General features: G+C 70.2%; 14 protein-coding genes and 1 tRNA gene. 7 read left to right on the top strand and 8 right to left on the bottom strand.

The annotated features are described in order from the left end of the window. Positions 1 to 9: 9 nt before the first annotated feature. Both LE548_RS18640 and msiK read right to left on the bottom strand, forming a co-directional pair. Positions 10 to 468 carry a hypothetical protein gene (locus LE548_RS18640; protein WP_225098001.1) on the bottom strand — a complete coding sequence of 153 codons (459 nt, stop codon included), beginning with the start codon at positions 466 to 468 and terminating at the stop codon, positions 10 to 12. 229 nt (positions 469 to 697) lie between these two features. Further along, positions 698 to 1,834 carry a diacetylchitobiose ABC transporter ATP-binding protein MsiK gene (msiK, locus tag LE548_RS18635; protein WP_225098000.1) on the bottom strand — a complete coding sequence of 379 codons (1,137 nt, stop codon included), beginning with the start codon at positions 1,832 to 1,834 and terminating at the stop codon, positions 698 to 700. Between the two features lie 215 nt (positions 1,835 to 2,049). Between msiK and LE548_RS18630 the strand changes: the two genes are divergently transcribed. After that, a tRNA-Thr gene (locus LE548_RS18630) sits at positions 2,050 to 2,123 on the top strand. Between the two features lie 156 nt (positions 2,124 to 2,279). Here the strand turns inward: LE548_RS18630 and LE548_RS18625 are convergent. Then, positions 2,280 to 2,957, bottom strand: coding sequence for a hypothetical protein (locus tag LE548_RS18625; RefSeq protein ID WP_225097999.1), 678 nt, complete (start codon positions 2,955 to 2,957; stop codon positions 2,280 to 2,282). Between the two features lie 349 nt (positions 2,958 to 3,306). Between LE548_RS18625 and LE548_RS18620 the strand changes: the two genes are divergently transcribed. Further along, on the top strand, positions 3,307 to 4,575 hold the full coding sequence (locus LE548_RS18620; RefSeq protein WP_225097998.1) for a S53 family peptidase: 1,269 nt from the start codon (positions 3,307 to 3,309) through the stop codon (positions 4,573 to 4,575). Positions 4,576 to 4,659: 84 nt separating this feature from the next. Here LE548_RS18620 and LE548_RS18615 read toward each other — a convergent pair whose 3' ends face one another. The 3 genes from LE548_RS18615 to LE548_RS18605 all read right to left on the bottom strand — a co-directional run bounded on the left by LE548_RS18615 (position 4,660) and on the right by LE548_RS18605 (position 10,315). Beyond that, entirely contained in the window at positions 4,660 to 7,050 is a 2,391-nt protein-coding gene (locus LE548_RS18615; RefSeq protein ID WP_225097997.1) for an N-acetylmuramoyl-L-alanine amidase, read from the bottom strand. A 226-nt stretch (positions 7,051 to 7,276) separates the two neighbouring features. After that, entirely contained in the window at positions 7,277 to 9,235 is a 1,959-nt protein-coding gene (locus tag LE548_RS18610) for a hypothetical protein (RefSeq protein WP_225097996.1), read from the bottom strand. Between the two features lie 162 nt (positions 9,236 to 9,397). Then, positions 9,398 to 10,315: an aminoglycoside phosphotransferase family protein gene (locus tag LE548_RS18605; protein ID WP_225097995.1), complete on the bottom strand. Its 918-nt coding sequence runs from the start codon at positions 10,313 to 10,315 to the stop codon at positions 9,398 to 9,400. Between LE548_RS18605 and LE548_RS18600 the strand changes: the two genes are divergently transcribed. From LE548_RS18600 to LE548_RS18585, 4 genes are all read left to right on the top strand, one after another. Next, entirely contained in the window at positions 10,314 to 10,979 is a 666-nt protein-coding gene (locus tag LE548_RS18600) for a rhomboid-like protein (RefSeq protein ID WP_225097994.1), read from the top strand. The genes LE548_RS18605 and LE548_RS18600 overlap by 2 nt on opposite strands. Positions 10,980 to 10,988: 9 nt before the next feature. Next, complete coding sequence (locus tag LE548_RS18595; protein ID WP_225097993.1) at positions 10,989 to 12,410, top strand: FAD-binding oxidoreductase; 1,422 nt, start codon at positions 10,989 to 10,991, stop codon at positions 12,408 to 12,410. Positions 12,411 to 12,434: 24 nt separating this feature from the next. Beyond that, entirely contained in the window at positions 12,435 to 12,914 is a 480-nt protein-coding gene (locus tag LE548_RS18590) for a GNAT family N-acetyltransferase (protein WP_225097992.1), read from the top strand. Positions 12,915 to 13,051: 137 nt separating this feature from the next. Beyond that, the gene (locus LE548_RS18585) at positions 13,052 to 13,408 is read left to right on the top strand and encodes a hypothetical protein (RefSeq protein WP_225097991.1); all 357 of its coding nucleotides are present in this window, start codon (positions 13,052 to 13,054) and stop codon (positions 13,406 to 13,408) included. Positions 13,409 to 13,426: 18 nt separating this feature from the next. On the opposite strand, the gene LE548_RS18580 is transcribed toward LE548_RS18585, so the two are convergent. Next, positions 13,427 to 14,944 carry an MFS transporter gene (locus LE548_RS18580; protein WP_225097990.1) on the bottom strand — a complete coding sequence of 506 codons (1,518 nt, stop codon included), beginning with the start codon at positions 14,942 to 14,944 and terminating at the stop codon, positions 13,427 to 13,429. 104 nt (positions 14,945 to 15,048) lie between these two features. On the opposite strand from LE548_RS18580, the gene LE548_RS18575 reads away from it, so the two are divergent. Beyond that, positions 15,049 to 15,744 (top strand): pentapeptide repeat-containing protein, encoded by a 696-nt coding sequence (locus LE548_RS18575; protein WP_225097989.1) that lies wholly within the window; start codon positions 15,049 to 15,051, stop codon positions 15,742 to 15,744. A 12-nt stretch (positions 15,745 to 15,756) separates the two neighbouring features. Here LE548_RS18575 and LE548_RS18570 read toward each other — a convergent pair whose 3' ends face one another. After that, entirely contained in the window at positions 15,757 to 16,257 is a 501-nt protein-coding gene (locus tag LE548_RS18570; protein WP_225097988.1) for a hypothetical protein, read from the bottom strand. Between the last annotated feature and the right edge of the window lie 74 nt (positions 16,258 to 16,331).

Here is a 16,331-nt window from a genome sequence, read left to right as displayed (position 1 = left end):
CCCGGGGGCTCAGCGCGCCGCGGCGAGCACGCCCGAGGCGAACGACGTGTCGCACACCGGTCGGGCGAAGGACTGGGCGCGCGAGGCGCCGTACATGCGCACCGCTGCCTGGCCCAGCGCGCGGGCGATGGACGAGCAGTGCCGGGCCAGCGACGGGTGGCCGTTGACGGCCTGCTGGAGGTGGGTGAGGACCACGCCCGGGTTCCGGTCCTGGAGCTCGCCCATCAGCCGGTCGCGGAGCACGTCCTCGGGGGCGTGCGCGACGGCCTTGGGAACCTCCGCCGTGGAGACGTCCGAGGCGGCCAGCACCGAGCTGGAGGGGCTCCCGGTCCAGTTGACCCGGGTGACCGCGAGGGTCCCGGAGAGCACCAGGACGACGGGCAGGACGAGGGCGAGAGTGCGGCCGATCCGGCGGGCAGGGCCGCCCCGGTGGCCGCGTCGCGTCTGAGGGATGGTGGAGTGCTTCACGCGTGTGAGGGTAGCGCCCGGTAATGATTTGGCGACATTGAGTCACCCATATGGGGGATGGGGTCGCGCCGTTTTCTGGGTAAGGGGTTGACGCCGTCCGCCCGAATTGATCACTGTGCCGGGGTATTTCCGGAGCGACCCGGCGGCGCAAACGACACGAAAAGGGGCCCCGCGGCACTCCGCAGGACCCCTTTCGTCAACTCCGCCGCAAACGCGCAGCTCAGTCCGCTCAGTCGGAGAGGCGCTCACCCGTGGACGTGGAGAACACGTGGGTCTCGCCCGGCCGCGGCACGACGTGCAGCGTGGCGCCCTTCTCCGGGACGGAACGGCTGCTGACACGGACGACGAGGTCCTTCTTCTCGCCGCCGACCTCGACGGTGCCGTAGACGTAGCCGTCGGCGCCGGTCTCCTCGACCACGTTCACCGAGACGGCGAGGCCGGCCGGGGCGTCGGCGCTGTCCTTGCTCAGGGAGGCCGCCGCGCCGCCGCCCAGCTCGACCACGTCGAAGTGCTCGGGGCGCACGCCCACGGTCACGGTCTTGTCGCCCTTGTCGGTGGCGGCCTTCAGGGCCTCCCGGTTGACGGGGACGACGCTGTTGCCGAACTTCACGCCGCCGTCGGTGATCGGGACCTCGATCAGGTTCATGGCCGGGGAGCCGATGAAGCCGGCGACGAAGAGGTTCGCGGGCTTGTCGTACATGTTCCGCGGCGAGTCCACCTGCTGGAGCAGGCCGTCCTTGAGCACGGCGACCCGGTCACCCATCGTCATGGCCTCGACCTGGTCGTGGGTGACGTAGACGGTGGTGATGCCGAGACGGCGCTGGAGCGAGGCGATCTGCGTACGGGTCGAGACGCGGAGCTTGGCGTCCAGGTTGGACAGCGGCTCGTCCATGAGGAAGACCTGCGGCTCACGGACGATCGCGCGGCCCATCGCGACACGCTGGCGCTGACCACCGGAGAGCGCCTTCGGCTTGCGGTCCAGGTACTCGGTGAGGTCGAGGATCTTCGCGGCCTCCTCGACCTTCTGCCGGATCTCCGCCTTGTTGACGCCGGCGATCTTCAGGGCGAAGCCCATGTTGTCGGCGACCGTCATGTGCGGGTAGAGGGCGTAGTTCTGGAACACCATGGCGATGTCCCGGTCCTTGGGCGGCAGGTGCGTGACGTCGCGGTCACCGATGCGGATGGCGCCGCCGTTGACGTCCTCCAGGCCCGCGAGCATCCGCAGCGAGGTGGACTTTCCGCAACCCGACGGGCCGACCAGGACGAGGAACTCGCCGTCCTCGATCGCGATGTCGAGACCATCGACGGCGGGCTTGGTGGAACCCGGGTAGATCCGGGTCGCCTTGTCGAACGTGACAGTGGCCATGGCTCAGAGGCCCCCTTCTACCGGCAGGAACGTGCCGGACGATCCGTTGTAGGAAGGTGGTTGGTGTAGCCCACACAGGTGAACCAAGTGAACTGGATCAGGACGGTACCTGGCGTTCACTCGTCTGTCAGTACCCATGCCACTGTGAACTTCGCGGAAATTTTCGACAGGGACCGGCTCAGACCTGGGTACACTGCACGGGCGTGCAGACGCAGGCCTCCTTAGCTCAGCTGGTCAGAGCGCCGCTCTTGTAAAGCGAAGGTCGTCGGTTCGAATCCGACAGGGGGCTCTTCGGAATGCCGCGCTGACCCGGGGTTTCTCCCCAGGTCAGCGCGGCATGACCCGCTCACTGGATGTCCTTCTGGCCGGCGCCGGCGTCGGCCTTGGGGTCGCCCTTGTACGCTTCCCAGTCGCTTACGACGAGCTGCTCAGCTCGTCGGCGACATCACGTCCCGAGCCCGGAGACGAAAGTGTCGCGCAGCAGGGCGGTTGCGAAGTCGGGATGGGCTGCTGCGGCGGTGGAGCAGAGCATGCAGCCCGGGGCTGTCGGCTGTGACCAGATTCCTTCGACGCGCAGTACCTGGACTGCCCCCGTGACGTCCGCGATCGGAACGTCGTGCGTCATGGCCACTTTCTCGGCGACGTTCTTGACGAGACTCCGTGGGAACGCTGAAGCGCCGGGTGAGCTTCCTGGTGGCTTCCGAGGCTTTACTTCCTTGGCCCACAGCAGGGACTCGCGGAAGTTCTGCCGAACCAGAGCCTGGAGCTGTGGCGTGGCGCGGAGGGAGTCGAAGTCGGGAGGATCGAAGACAGTCTTGCGTTGCTGCAGGATCCGGTCCATGCGCAGTGCGGTGTCGTCGCTGCTTTCACCCTGGTTGGGACGGTCTTCGCTCATCTCGCAGTTGACCAGCTTGCTCCACCACTCCAGCCACTGGGCAGCCAGCACTTCTCGATCCAGGGGGTGCGGGACGTCCACAGGCTCGGGGTGGTTGATGAGGGGGGGCGGCACTGGTGCGGTTGCCGGGGCCGGCAGAGTGGCGGCGTCGCGGATGAACAGTGCGGCGTGAAGCATCTGAGAGGTGCCCTGGGTGAATCGCCACGAGGGCGTGTTGGCGTAATGCACTGTGTGTACACCTCCCAGGTCACGGTAGCGCTTTGTCGCTCGGCCGTGCGAGGCGGTGAACGGGCCATACGTTCGCCGCCGCGCGGAGACGCGAACGGCGGTTCACTCGCTCACCGCGGCAGCCTCACAAGACCTGCATTGACATGGCCTTGACCACCGTAAGAGGGCGGCCGCATGGTGAAACCACCTGGCCCGCAGCTGACCTGACATGGCATCTGTCAATGCTGTTTTTCGTCATGTGGCCCTTCCGCACCGCCCGAAACCGCACGGAGGCTTGATGCAGCGCAGCGAGATACCCTCCGGATCCCTGGTGATCCACCGCCATCAACCGAGACGCCGGGTGCGGAGGATGGCAGCTGCCCTCACCGCGATGCTCACACTCGCCGTCACCGCCCTCTCCATCGGCCTGGCCACCGGGGTCCAGGCCGCCGCTCTCTCGTCCGCGCCGCGCGCGTCCGCCTCCGCGGGTACGGCGGATTTCGGCTGTTTCCATCCCGTGCAGGCGGGACGAGCCCGCTGTTTCGGGGTCTTGAAGGCCCACCGCACCACCTCGGGGCGCATGTCACCGTTCACCACCGGATCCCCGACCACGGTGGGGTACGTACCGTCTGATCTGCGTTCCGCCTACAAACTGGGCGGTACCTCGGGAGCCGGTCGCACGGTGGCGATCGTCGACGCCATGGACGATCCGAACGCCGAGTCCGACCTGGCCGCTTACCGCAGCGCCTACGGTCTGCCGTCGTGCACGACCGCCAACGGCTGCTTCCGCAAGGTGAATCAGCGCGGCCAGGCGTCGCCGTTGCCCTCCGGTGACTATGGATGGGCCGAGGAGATCAGTCTCGACCTCGACATGGTCTCGGCGACCTGCCCCGACTGCCACATCCTGCTGGTCGAGGCGGGCTCGGCGAACGTCCCGGATCTCATGACGGCCGAGGACACCGCCGCCGTCACACCGGGCGTCGTCTCTGTCTCCAACAGCTGGGGTGGGCCCGAGGACAACACCGTCACCTCCTTCGACTCGCACTTCGACCACCCCGGCGTCGCGATCACGGCGAGTTCGGGTGACTCCGGTTACGGCGTCTCCTGGCCGGCCTCCTCGCCGTACGTCACCGCTGTGGGCGGCACCTCGCTGAGCAAGGCGTCCACCTCGCGTGGCTGGACCGAGACCGCCTGGAGCGGGGCGGGCTCGGGTTGCTCGGCGTACGAGGCCAAGCCGTCCTGGCAGCACGACTCCGGATGTGCCAGGCGCAGCGTCGCCGATGTGGCCGCGGTCGCCGACCCCAATACGGGGGTGGCGGTTTATGACACGTACAGCAGCTGCGGCGGCGGGGTGTTGTGCGACACCGAGCTTCAACTCGGTCTCGCGCAGGGTGCCGACGGATGGGTCGAGGTCGGGGGCACCAGCGTCTCGTCGCCGATCATCGCGAGCGTCTACGCGCTGGCGGGAAACACCTCTCAGGTCGTCGACGGCTCGTATCCGTACGGTCGCACGTCGGCGCTCAACGACGTCACTTCGGGCAGCAACGGCTCCTGCGGTGGCAGTTATCTGTGTACCGCGGGTCCGGGATACGACGGGCCGACCGGTCTCGGCACGCCCATCGGCACCGGCGCCTTCTGACGGCGGCGCGGGCCTCGTGCAGGAGCCCTCCGTCCGCGGACTTGTCGCGGGCGGAGGGCTCCTTGGTGAGGTGTGGCCGGACGGTCAGCCGATGGTCGCGATGCCGTCGGTGGTGACGGCCGGGCGGCCCGAGGTGCCGACCACGACGATCTTCAGGGTGTGCTTGGCGGAGGCGGACCAGGTCTTGGTCCAGATCGCCTGGCGGTAGAGGGTGGTGGAGGACTTCAGGTCCACCGTGGAGACCTTGGTGCCGTCGACGTAGATGTACGCCTGGCCCGAGGTGGAGGCCCGCGAGACGATCCAGGCCACCGAGCGCCCGGTGAAGGTCCAGCTGATCGAGGCCCCGGCGGACGAGGAGCTGTAGGAGTAGCCGCCCAGGTAGGAGGTGCTGCTCTTGTGGGTCCAGCTGCCGGTGCGGGTGGTGGAGGTCTCCTGGATGATGTTCGGCGTCCGGTAGACGGAGGCGCCACCGGTGTTGCCGGCCACGTCGTACGCCTTCAGGGCGAACAGGTCCGAGGTGCCGGGCTTGGCCCAGGTGTTCCAGGAGGTCACGGTCGGGCCGAAGGTGGCCGAGGCCGGCGCGGTCGCCATGACGTCGGCCAGCGCCGCGTTGTCGGCGGCCTTCCACGTCACCGTGACCGGGACCGATGAGGAGTACACGGTGCCGGTGCGCATCTGCACGCCGGGAGCGGTCGGGAAGGTGGGCGCGGTGGTGTCGCCGACCAGGGTGACGGAGCCGGACAGCGTGGTGGTGCCGCGGACGTGGGTGGCGCGGACCTGGACGGTGTGGCTGCCGGCGGCGACGGAGACCGCGGCGGAGCGGGCGTCGCCGGAGGTGTGTGCCACGGCCTTGCCGTCGACCAGGACGTCGAAGCCGGAGATCACGGCGGACGGTGTGGCGGTCGTCCAGCTCACCGTGGCCGCGCCCTTGGTGTAGTAGTTCGTCCCGGACTTTGCCGCTCCGCCGGACATCCCGGTGACGGAGACCGTGCCGACCGGGCCGGCCGCGTACGAGCGGACCGTGCCCAGGGCGTTGTAGAGCTGGTTTCCGGGGCAGTCGGTGGCGAAGCCGTTACGGTGCCCGGAGATGACGTTGAAGCTGTAGTTCTGGCCCAGGGTGAAGCCGGAGCTGTTGGAGGATCCCTCGGGCAGGGTCGCGGTGCCGGTGCTCGGGTCCACTCCGGTCATGCCGAACTTCCAGGCCGCGATCCGGGCGATGGAGCCCAGCATCGCCTGGCTCGGCGTGGCTCCGGGGAAGGTGCTGGCCGTGGAGTCGCCGCCGCTGAGGTCGGTGTACGTGCCGATGGCGGCCACGCCCATGCTGTTGGTGTTGAACCCGTACGTCTGCGCGCCCACGACCGGCAGCGCCATTCCGCCGAAGCGGCCCTCGAAGATGGTGCCGCATTTGTCGACGAGGAAGTTGTAACCGAGGTCGCGCCAGCCCTGGCTGAGGTGCGCGGCGTAGAGGCTGCGCACGATCGCCGGGGAGTCCGTGCAGGAGTAGGTGTTGGTGGTGTCCGTGTGGTGGACGAACATGACCTTCACGGCGGAGCCGTACGAGGGGTAGCCGGTGTCCCGGGCGCACTCGTCGGCGCCCCAGCCGGCCCGGGTGACCACGGTGGGCGGTGCCACCGTCGAGGTGGTCGCGGCCGGCATCGGGTCCGGCGGGGTCGGGGACGAGGACGGGGAGGGGCCGGCGGAGGAGGCCGTGCAGGACGGGTACGCGTCGGACATCGACGGGAGCTGGCTGGGCCAGGGCGTCGGGGAGGCGCTCGGTGAGGCGGAGTCGGAGGTGGAGGGGGAGGCGGAGGTCCCGGTGGACGGCGTGCCGGACGCGGAGTCCGTGGCTGTGGGGGTGTCCGTGGGTGAGGCGGAGTCCGTCGTGGTGTCGGTCGGGGAGGCGCTGTCCGTGGGGGAGACGCTGTCCGTCGGCGTCGCGCTGTCAGTGGCGGTCGCGTCCATGGCGTAGGCCGCCGGGGCCATGCCGGAGGCCGGCGTTCCAGTGGTGGCGGGCTTGCCCGGGTCGACCAGGTCCACCCGCAGCCCGGCGGGCAGCGCCTTGCCCGCGCCGGTCGCGCGGACCTGGATTCCGTTCGACGGCCCGGACCACATGGGTGACATTCCGCCGCGCACACCGGGGCGGTTCAGTTCGGCGGCGTCGGGGATGTCGTCCGGCTGCTGCATCTTCAGCCACGGTGTCCAGTGGCCGCTGTCGGCGGAGCGGGTCCGTACCTCGACCGTGCCGCGCAGTGTGGCGTGGGCGCCGTTCCAGGTGACACCCACCATGCTGAACGGAGCCGTGGACTGGGCTCCCAGCGTCTTGAGCGACGCGCTGTTCCCGGTGAGGGACAGCGAGTGGACATGTGTCTTGATCGGTCCCGGCGCGGCCGTCGCTCTGCCATGGCTCGGTGAACCGGCCATGGCGACGGTCGCCACCGCCACGCCACCGCCGGCGACGACCGCCCCCAGCGCCACCCATGTGCGCTTCTTCAGACCGGCTCGGCGGCGACCGCGCCGGACTCTGTGTTCAGTTCCCATGCCCCACCCGGAAGACCTGTTGTCGTTGTCATCAGCAGTCATTGCGGGGGCACAGCTGTCACAGGAGTCCCCTGGAATACCAGCGCACCAGAACGTTTAAGCGTCACATACGCCGCTGGCCCGGGGTTTCCCCCGGGCCAGCGGTGTTTTCAGAGCAGGTGTGTCACGGCACGTACGAGTTGGTGCCGCTCGCCCACAGGGCGCCGCCCTTGCCGGGGCCGCCGGTGCTCTTGTAGACGACGAAGTTGCCGTCGCTCTGCATCAGGGCGTACGCGCCGGAGTCGCCGTTGGTGTGGGTGGACCACAGGGCGCTGCCGCTGCTGGAGTAGACGACCAGGTTGCCGTCGGTCTGCATGTACGCGTAGGCGCCGGCGTGGCCGTAGGTGTTGCTGGTCCAGATCGCCTTGCCGTCGCGCTTGCGGTAGATGACGAAGTTGCCGTCCGGCTGCATGACCAGGCGGGTGTACTTGGCCTGGGCCCACCAGCCGCCCTTGAGCTTCTGGCCGGAGCCGATCGTCGCCGAGTGCATGTAGGTGCCGTCGGACCACAGCGCGCTGCCGCTGCTGGAGTAGACCACCAGGTTGCCGTCGTCCTGCACCACGAAGGAGGCGCCGGAGTTGCCGTTGGTGTGGGTGGACCACAGGGCGCTGCCGCTGCTGGAGTAGACGACCAGGTTGCCGTCGGTCTGCATGTACGCGTAGGCGCCGGAGTGGCCGGAGGTGTTGCTGGCCCAGATCGCCGGGCCGCTGCCGCTGGCGCCGTTCGTCTTGAGGTAGGCGACGAGGTTGCCGTCGCTGCCCATCGTCAGCGTGATGTTCGCGCTGCTCAGCTTCTGGCCGGAGGTGAGCTTCTGGCCGGGCTGGAGGGAGTTGACGGAGTTCGCGCCGGCGGCGAAGGCGGCGGTCCCGTTGGGCGTGCCGAGGCCGGTCGGGCCGTCGTAGCCGGTGCCGGCGGTGCACAGGTAGCTCGGGGAACAGCTGCCGTTGCTGCCCGTGGTCACGTCGTTGAGGGCCGACTTGTGGCCGTAGGCGTACGTGGACGGGTAGCTGTTCGCGGCCGGGGTGCCGGCGAGGGCGTAGGTGCCCGCGATGATGGGCGCGGAGGCGCTGGTGCCGCCGTAGACGTTCCAGCCGCCGGAGCCGCCGTAGGTGTCGTAGACGGCGACGCCGGTGGCCGGGTCGGCGACCGCGGAGACGTCTGCGACCGTGCGGTGGCTGCAGCCGCTGTCCGTCTGCCAGGTGGGCTTGGCCTCGTCCGCGGAGCAGCCGGAGCCGGTGCCCTCGGTGCTGCTGGTGGACCACACCGACTCGGTCCAGCCGCGGGTGTTGCTGGTGCGGCTGAGCGAGGTGCCGCCGACCGCGGTGACGTACGGGGAGGACGCCGGGTACTCGGCGCCGTAGCCGCCGTCGCCCGCGCTGACCGTGACGGCGACGCCGGGGTGGTTGAAGTACTGGACGTCGGCGGTGGTCTCGCTCGGGTCCTCGGTGCCGCCGAAGGAGTTGGAGACGTACTTGGCGCCGAGGGCGACGGCCTCGTTCTCGGCCGTGCCGATGTCCGTCATGCTGGGCGAGGAGGCCTCGACCAGCGTGATGTGGCACTGCGGGCAGACCGCGCTGACCATGTCGAGGTCGAGGGAGATCTCGCCGGCCCAGCCCGCGTCCGCGGTCGGGTACGACGTGCCGCCGGTCTGGTTCACCTTGTGGAAGCAGCCGTTGGCGGTGGTGCAGGCCGGGAGGTTGTACTGGGACCGGTAGGCGGCCAGGTCGGACTCGGCGTTCGGGTCGTCGTAGGCGTCGACGATGAAGACGGTCTTGCCCGCGCCGGCGGTGGCGGACGGCAGGTTGTAGGCGCTCTGGAGGTCCGAGGGGCCGTAGCCGTTCGGGGTCGTGTTCGGGCTGACCGTCAGGTGCCGGACGATGTCCGTGCGGGCCTCGGCCAGGCACGCCATCTGACCCGGCGTGGTCGGGTGGGAGCACAGGTGCTTGACGTGGGCCGCCCCGTTGGCCGACGGCGCGGCGGAGGCGGTCGCGGTGAGCCATCCGGTGGACAGCGCGGTGGATATGAGTGCCGTGGTGGACAGCAGAGCGGCGGTGGATGCCGCCCGGTGTCTCCCTGAGAGCAAGGAAGTGCCCTTCTGGTGTGGTGGTGCGATGGGGACAGACCGAGTGGTCTGGCCATGACAGGCGTATGACAGTCGTGATGTTCAGTCGAATGCTGCCGATGCATGTCAACCAGGGACAATGAGAGAAAGGTAAATCCTTGATCAGATTTACTTGACGAGCGTTTAGCCCCGCAGTCGCCGCCCGATCTCCAGCCGGCGGTCCTCGACCGGCCGGCCGTCCGCCACGTCCCACAGGGCGTTCTGCAGCAGCCGGCCCAGCGTCCAGGCGCGGGCCCGCTCCCGGTCGAGGCCCAGGACGTCGGTCATCGCGTCGAAGCGCCAGGCGACCTCGGCCGCCTCGAACCGGTTGACCAGGGCCGGCCACAGCTCGAAGCAGGGGTCGCCGGCCAGCGGCTTGGGGTCGATGGCGAGCCAGTCGGCGCGGTCGGCGGCCAGCACGTTCTCGAAGTGCAGGTCCCAGTGCAGCAGCCGGTCCCCGGGCTCGGCGACGACCTCGCGCACGGCGGCCGCGCAGTCGGCGACCGTGCGGCGGGCCTCGGGATCGGGGATGCGCTCCAGCGCCCACGGGGTCCGCTCCAGCATGGCCTCGGCGAGGTCACCGAGCCGGCGCATGCCCGGCGGCGCGGGGCAGGAGGTCAGATGGGCGAGCAGCCGGGCGATGACCTGGACGGCCGCGTGCGTGTCGGCCACCGAGGAGAGCATCCGGGACGTGTCCAGCCGCTCCAGCAGCATGGTCCCGGTCCCCGGGTCGTGGTCGAGGAGCCGTACGGCGCCGTCGCCGTCCCAGACCCGCAGCGCGACCGGCTCGCCTTCGGTCTCCTCGTCCCGCAGCTGGAGCTTGAGCACGGCCCGGGTGCCGTCGGCGGCCCGGACGACCGGCAGGACCAGCGCGCTGACGCCGTTCATGCCGGGCCCGTCGAGCCGCAGCTCCCAGCGGTTCAGGAAGTCTGCCGCGAGCTCCGGCAGGGCGGCGATGAAGGCCCGCCCCGCCGCGCCGTTGTACGTCGCCTGCGCCTCGGCCAGTTCGGCGGGAATGTCGATCACGGACCGGACGATACTGGCGTGCGTGAATCGGCTCATGCGAATCACACGGGGCCTGAGGAGGGCGCGGGAGCGAGTCCGGGCGTGGATCCGCAGCGCGCCCGGCACCTATGTGTGGCTGGTGGTCCTGTTCGTCACGACCGTCGCGCTGCACCACATGTCGCCGGACTTCGAGCAGCACTTCCTGCGGCAGCGGTCGACCAACATCCACGAGCTGTCGCGCAACCCGGTGCGGGTGCTGGTGGCGAGCGCGATGTGGATCGACAGCGGCAAATGGATTCCGTACGCCTTCCTCTACACGGTGTTCCACGCGCCGGCCGAGCGCTGGCTGGGCACGGCCCGCTGGCTCGCGGTGTGCGCGCTGGCGCACGTCCTCGCGACGCTGATCAGCGAGGGCGCCCTGCTGAAGGCGATCCGCGACGGCATCGCCCCGCACTCGGCGGTCAACACCCTGGACATCGGGGTGAGTTACGCGCTGGCCGGGGTCATCGCGGTCCTCACCTACCGCATCGCGCCGCCCTGGCGGTACGCGTACCTCTTGGCGGTGCTGATCATCTTCAGCCTGCCGCTGACCGCGGGCCGGACCTTCACCGATCTCGGTCATTTCGTCTCGGTGCTGATCGGGCTGGCCTGCTATCCACTGGTCAGAGGGCGCGGAAAAGCATGGAATCCGAAGGAGACACTGGCCGCCATGAGGGATTAACGTCCCGCCATGAGCAGCTCGGCAAGCAGAGTCGGCCATGGTGTCGTCAATGGCGGGATCTCCTTCTGGTACGCGGACGACGGCCTCCCGGCGGCGGTGCGCGAGCCGCTGCCCGGTGACGCCTCGGCCGACGTCGTGATCGTCGGCGGCGGATACACAGGCCTGTGGACGGCGTACTACCTCAAGAAGGCGGCGCCGTTCTTGAGGATCACCGTCCTGGAGCAGAAGTTCTGCGGCTACGGCGCCTCGGGCCGCAACGGCGGCTGGCTGTACAACGGCATCGCGGGCCGCGACCGGTACGCCCGGCTGCACGGCCGGGAGGCCGCCGTACGCCTCCAGAAGGCGATGAACGACACCGTCGCCGAGGTGATCGCGGTGGCGGCGGCGGAGGGCATCGAGGCGGACATCCACCGGGGCGGCGTCCTGGAAGTGGCCACTACTCCGGCCCAGTTGACCCGGCTGAAGGCCTTCCACGAGCACGAGCTGTCGTACGGCGAGAAGGACCGGGAGCTGTACGGCGCCCGGGAGACGGCCGAGCGGATCCGGGTCGCGGACGCGGTCGGCTCGACGTGGACCCCGCACGGGGCGCGCCTGCACCCGGTGAAGCTGGTGAAGGGCCTGGCCGCGGCGGTCGAAGCCCTCGGGGTGACGATCCACGAGTCGACGCCGGTGACGGAGATCCGCCCCAAGCACGCGGTGACCCCGTACGGCACGGTCCGCGCGCCGTACATCCTGCGCTGCACGGAGGGCTTCACGGCGTCCCTGAAGGGCCAGAAGCGCACCTGGCTCCCCATGAACTCCTCGATGATCGCGACCGAGCCGCTGACCGAGGAGCAGTGGTCGGCGGTCGGCTGGGAGGGCCGCGAGACCCTGGGCGACATGGCGCACGCGTACATGTACGCGCAGCGCACGGCCGACGGCCGGATCGCACTGGGCGGGCGCGGAGTCCCGTACCGCTTCGGCTCGCGCACGGACAACGACGGCTGCACCCAGCAGGCGACGACAGAGGCGTTGACGGAGATCCTGACCCGCTTCTTCCCGTCCCTGACCGGGGTGCGGGTGCAGCATGCCTGGTCGGGCGTCCTGGGCGTCCCCCGCGACTGGTGCGCGACGGTGTCGCTGGACCGCTCGACGGGCCTCGGCTGGGCGGGCGGCTACGTGGGCTCCGGTGTCGCGACGACCAACCTGGCCGCCCGCACCCTGCGCGACCTGGTCCAGCAGGACTCCGGCCAGGCCGGCCGCACCGACCTCACGGATCTGCCCTGGGTGCAGCACAAGGTCCGCAAGTGGGAACCGGAGCCCTTCCGCTGGCTGGGCGTCCACGGCATGTACGCCACGTACCGGGCCGCCGACGAACGCGAACGCCTCCGGCCCGGTGCGGAGTCCTCGCGGTTGGCGAAGCTCGCGGACCGGGTGGCGGGGCGGCACTGAGCGCCGCCGGGTTAGCCTCGGCTCATGATTCGCGCCGCGACCCCCGCCGACGTCCCCGTCATCCATGCCCTGATCCGTGAACTCGCCGAGTACGAGAAGGCGTTGGAGGAGGCGCGGGCGAGTGAGGAGCAGCTGCGGGAGGCGCTGTTCGGGGAGCGGTCGGCCGCGTTCGCGCACATGGCGGTGGACGACGGGAGCGGCGAGCCGGTCGGCTTCGCGCTGTGGTTCCTGAACTTCTCCACCTGGCGCGGGGTGCACGGCATCTACCTGGAGGACCTGTACGTCCGCCCGACCGCCCGCGGTGCCGGCCACGGCCGGGCCCTGCTGACCGAGCTGGCGCGGATCTGCGTGCAGCGAGGCTACGCACGCCTGGAGTGGTCGGTGCTGAACTGGAACGCGCCCGCGATCGGCTTCTACGAGTCCCTGGGCGCCCGCCCGCAGGACGAGTGGACGGTGTACCGGCTGGCGGAGGGGGCGCTGGCCGAGCTGGGGGCTCAGGAGTAGGGGTATGCCGTCCGCCTTGCCGAAGAACACGCGCCCGGCACTGCACTGGCTGCCTGCTCAGACACCTCCGTGTGCGAGGATCCCTGGCCGTGATCTCCGTTGAGCAAGTGATCAACCGGGCCGGCGAGGAAGGCGTGATGCCTTTGCTCACCCTGGACGAGTTCTTCGCCGGCAACGACGACGAGGGATGCATCGCACCGAACCAGTGGGGCTACGGCCGTCCTCCTCTCGCGGATCTGGCCGGACGCCTGCGCGCCATCGAGCAGCGCGTGGACGTCGCGTGGGTGCGGGTGCAACTGCACCCGGAGACACTGGAGATGGAGGAACTCACCGCAGAGGCCGTCGCCATCTGCACCACGGCGGACGAGTCCACCTGCGCCGCGTGGACCGAAGGGTTCGAGGCCAGTGGGGTGATCCCGGATCTGGTGGACGACTACCAGGACGTCCCGGAAGTACCGCACGGTGCGGCTGTGTGGTCCGTGGTGTGGGATTAGGGCCGACGGCAGCCGAGCTCAGCGCACCGGCTCCCGCGCCGGTGTCCCCGCCCGTGCCGCGTGCTTCGGGGCCTTCGCCGTGACCAGCACGGTGGCGGTCAGGGCGGCCAGGAGCATCACGCCGGCCGCCACCCAGATCGCGACCGTGTAGCCGTGGACCACGCCCGCCGGGACCACCGTGGGCTTTGCCGCGGGGCTGTGCAGGTGGGCGGTGATGTAGGCGGCGGCGCTGCTGGTGGCGATCGTGTTGAGCAGGGCCGTACCGATCGAACCGCCCACCTGCTGGCAGGTGTTCACCGTCGCGGAGGTGATCCCCGAGTCGCGTGGGGCCACGCCTGCCGTCGCCGTGGCGAAGATCGGCATGAAGGTCAGGCCCATGCCGAGGCCCATCAGGAGCAGCGCGGGCAGGATTTCGCCGGCGTAGGAGGAGTGGGGTGTCATCCGGGTCAGCAGGAGGAGGCCGCAGGTGGCCAGGAGCGTGCCCGGGACCATCAGCAGGCGCGGCGGTACGTGGTGCAGCAGGCGGGCGGAGATCTGGGTGGAGCCGGTGGTGATCGCGGCGGTCAGGGGGAGGAAGGCCAGGCCCGCTTTGAGGGGCGAGTAGCCGAGGATGACCTGGAGGTAGTAGGTCATGAACAGGAACAGGCCGAACATGCCGACGACCGCGAGCGTCATCGTCAGGAAGCAGCCCGCACGGGTGCGGTCGCGGACGATGTGCGGGGGGAGCAGGGGGCTGGGTGCCTTCGTCTGCCACCGCACGAACAGGGTGAGCAGGAGGACTCCGGCCGCGAGGAGGGACAGGACCAGGGGGTCGGTCCAGCCGCGCGGCTGCGCCTCGCTGCATCCGTAGACGATCGCCACCAGCCCGCCGCAGCCCAGCAGCACGCCGGGGATGTCGAGGCGGCCCTCGCGGTGGCCGGGGCGGTCGTGGAGGAGGGTGACGGCGCCCAGGACCGCGACGACGGCGATGGGGACGTTGACGTACAGGCACCAGCGCCAGTTCAGGTACTCGGTGAGCACCCCGCCCACGATGAACCCGATCGCCGAACCGCTGCCCGCGAGCGCGCCGTACACCCCGAAGGCCTTGCCGCGTTCGCGCGGGCCGGTGAACGTCGTGGTCAGCAGGGACAGCGCGGAGGGCGCGAGGACGGCGGCGCAGACGCCCTGGAGCGCGCGGGCGCCGAAGAGCATTCCGGAGCTGGTGGAGGCGCCGCCGAGCGCGGAGACGACGGCGAAGCCGACGAGGCCGATGACGAAGGTGCGCTTGCGGCCGGCGAGGTCGGCGATCCGGCCGCCGAGCAGCAGCAGTCCGCCGAAACCGAGCGAGTAGGCGGTGATCACCCACTGCCGGTTGCCGTCGGACATGTGCAGGGCGTGCTGGGCGGAGGGGAGGGCGATGTTCACGATCGTCGCGTCCAGGACGACCATCAGCTGGGCGAGCGCGATGACGACCAGGGCCCACCAGCGATGCGCGTCGGCTCCGCCGTCCGGGGCCGACCCGGGGGCCCCTGCCTCACCCGTTCGGCCGATACTCACCCCGCCAGAAGACCATGAATCGGGATGTATCGCATCCGGGCCGGTCTTCTGGGTGTTTCCCCAGGTCAGGGTGATTGTCAGTGGCGGGGTGCAGCATGGGGGGCATGGCGAGGAGAGCGACGGGTGAGGGCGGGAGCCGGGCGAGCGGGGGCCGGGTGAAAGGGGCGCGGCGGCCGGAGCTGCGGCTGCCGCCGCTGACCCCGTGGGCCGAGGGCGAGCTGGAGCCGGACGGGGACTACGACGGGCTGGAGTTCCGGGACGCCGACCTGAGCGGGCAGGACGGCGCGGGCGCCCGGTTCATGGACTGCGCGCTGACGGCCTGCGCGCTGGACGGTACGGCGCTGGGCCGGGCCAGAGTGCTGGACTCGGTGCTGACCGGTCCGCGCGGGGTCGGCACGCATCTCGCCGAGTCCACGTTCCGGGACGTCGAGCTGATCGACGCCCGCCTCGGCGGCACCCAGCTGCACGGCGCCGTGCTGGAGCGGGTCGTGATCCGCGGCGGCAAGATCGACTATCTCAATCTGCGCGAGGCCAGACTCAAGGACGTCGTCTTCGAGTCCTGCGTCCTGGTCGAGCCGGACTTCGCGGGCGCGAGCCTGGAGCGGGTGGAGTTCGTCGACTGCGCGCTGAAGGGGGCCGACTTCGGCAGCGCGACGCTGAAGGACGTGGACCTGCGCGGGGCCGCTCCGCTGGAGATCGTCCGCGGCCTGGACCGGCTGTCCGGGGCGGTGATCAGCACCGGGCAACTGCTGGATCTGGCGCCGGTGCTGGCCGTGGAGCTGGGGATCAGAGTGGAGTAGGGGGAGCAGGCGTCACGGCACGCGGGGGAAGCGGGCCTGGATGGTCCAGATCGCCGGGTTCTCCGCCAGGTCCTCGTGGAGGTCGGTGAGGTCGGCGATCAGGTCGTGCAGGAAGTCGCGGGCCTCACGGCGCAGTTCGGCGTGCGAGAAGGTGAGCGGCGCCTCCTCGGCCGGCATCCAGTCGGCCTCGACGTCCACCCAGCCGAAGCGGCGCTCGAACAGCATCCGGTCGGTGGACTCGGTGAAGTCCAGCTCCGCCTGCTGCGGCCGGGCGGCGCGCGAGCCCATCGGATCCCGGTCCAGCTGCTCCACGATGTCGCACAGCGCCCACGCGAAGTCCAGCACCGGCACCCATCCCCAGGCTGTGGACAGCTCCCGGTCGGTCTTGGTGTCCGCGAGGTAGACGTCGCCGCAGAACAGGTCGTGGCGCAGCGCGTGGACGTCCGCGCGGCGGTAGTCGGTCTGCGGCGGGTCGGGGAAGCGGTTGGAGAGGGCGTAGCCGATGTCGAGCACGCACCGATGGTGTCACGAGGCGCGGAGAGTCCCGGCGCGCCTCTGGATTCCGGGCCCCATAACCTCCGATCCCG

Origin of the sequence: Streptomyces sp. CoH27 (genome assembly GCF_020181035.1) — a bacterium.
Lineage (GTDB): Bacteria > Actinomycetota > Actinomycetes > Streptomycetales > Streptomycetaceae > Streptomyces > Streptomyces camelliae.
Note: the sequence above shows the minus strand (reverse complement) of the source record. Positions and strands in the feature narration are given on the sequence as shown.